Origin of the sequence: Sulfurospirillum sp. (assembly GCF_036802865.1) — a bacterium.
In the GTDB taxonomy this organism is placed as follows: domain Bacteria; phylum Campylobacterota; class Campylobacteria; order Campylobacterales; family Sulfurospirillaceae; genus Sulfurospirillum.
This window is the reverse complement of record NZ_DAIRVK010000011.1, coordinates 1-1,637: the sequence shown is the minus strand read 5'-3', so window position 1 is coordinate 1,637 and position 1,637 is coordinate 1. Positions and strand designations below refer to the sequence as shown.

The 1,637-nt window shown below is 33.8% G+C and carries 2 protein-coding genes; both read left to right on the top strand.

Annotated features, from left to right (window positions below; translation table 11 throughout):
• The first annotated feature begins 53 nt into the window (after positions 1-53).
• Positions 54-1,274 carry an IS256 family transposase gene (locus V7Q04_RS13105; protein ID WP_333805660.1) on the top strand — a complete coding sequence of 407 codons (1,221 nt, stop codon included), beginning with the start codon at positions 54-56 and terminating at the stop codon, positions 1,272-1,274.
• A 42-nt stretch (positions 1,275-1,316) separates the two neighbouring features.
• Positions 1,317-1,577 (top strand): (2Fe-2S)-binding protein, encoded by a 261-nt coding sequence (locus V7Q04_RS13100; RefSeq protein WP_333805659.1) that lies wholly within the window; start codon positions 1,317-1,319, stop codon positions 1,575-1,577.
• Positions 1,578-1,637 lie beyond the last annotated feature (60 nt).

The window sequence follows — 1,637 nt, the reverse complement described above, 5'->3', positions numbered from 1 at the left end:
GGGAGTGTTAGAAATTCCGTGTCAACTTGGTAAAATAATATTAAGGATTGACAATGGAAGAACAATTAAGTTTTGATTTCAATGAAATATTGGAACAATACAAAAGAGGAAAAAGACTTACAGGTAAAGATGGACTTTTAGCTCCACTTATTAAACAACTCACAGAAGCAGCACTTGAAGCAGAGGTAGAATCACATATTGCCAATGATATTCTAAGTGGGAAATCTAACCGAAGAAATGGTTTTAATAAGAAAACAATCAAAGGAACCAGTGATGGTTCCTTTGAACTTGAAACCCCTCGCGATAGAAATGGAACCTTTGAGCCTCAAATCGTTAAAAAACATCAAACAACTATTTCAGATGAAATTGAAGAAAAAATACTTTCAATGTATGGTCTTGGGATGAGCTATACAGATATATCATCCCACATTGAAGACATTTATCAAGTATCAATTTCCACAGCAACCATCAGTGCCATTACCGATAAAATCATTGATAAAGTAAAACAGTGGCAAGCTCGCCCACTGGATAGTATGTATCCTTTTGTATGGCTTGATGCCATACACTATAAAATCAAAGATGGTGGTAAATATATCTCTAAGGCAGTCTATACCATCCTTGGTGTTGGAATGGATGGTAAAAAAGAGATACTTGGACTTTATCTATCAGAAAATGAAGGGGCAAATTTTTGGCTCTCGGTCTTGACTGATTTAAATAACCGAGGTCTCAAAGATATACTCATTGCTTCTGTTGACGGACTAAAAGGCTTCCCTGAAGCCATTAAGACCATTTTCCCAAAAACAGAAGTGCAACTATGCATTATCCATCAAATACGCAATTCAATGCGTTATGTAGCTTCTAAAAACCATAAAGAATTTATGAAAGATCTCAAATGTGTTTATCAAGCAACAACCAAAGAATTAGCAGAAGATGAACTTGTAAAATTAGATGAAAAATGGGGTAAAAAATATCCTATCGTGATTCAATCTTGGCAAAATAAATGGGAAAACTTATCTGTCTATTTTAAGTACCCGCCAGAGATTCGAAAAGTCATATATACCACCAATATTATTGAGTCAGTGCATCGCCAATTTCGTAAACTCACCAAAACAAAAGGAGCATTCCCTAATGAAAATTCACTTCTGAAATTACTTTATATGGGTATTAAAAATGCAGAGAAAAAATGGACTATGCCAGTGTGGAATTGGAGTTTAACCCTTTCCCAATTGGCAATATTCTTTGAAGGGAGGCTTAATAATGAGCTTAAAATTTAAGTGATGATATAATATGATAGAAACATTTAAAGGACTTTTGATATGACAAATTGGTTAGAAGCTAATGATTCAGAGTTTGTGTGCTATTGCATAGAAGTTGATAAAAAAACTATTGTAGATGCTATAAAAAATGGAAATGATACTTTATCAAAAATCAAAGAATCAACTAAAGCTTGTACTGGAAGTAGTTGTAAAGAGCTAAATCCGTCCGGTAAATGTTGTTCAAAAGATATTAAAAGCTTAATCAAGCTCTACGCTGATAAAGATAGTGAAGAAAAATGCTCTTGCTGTTGCAATAGCTAAACTGGTGCGATAGGATTTCTCTTATCAGAATTATTTTGACACGAAATATTTAACGGTCTC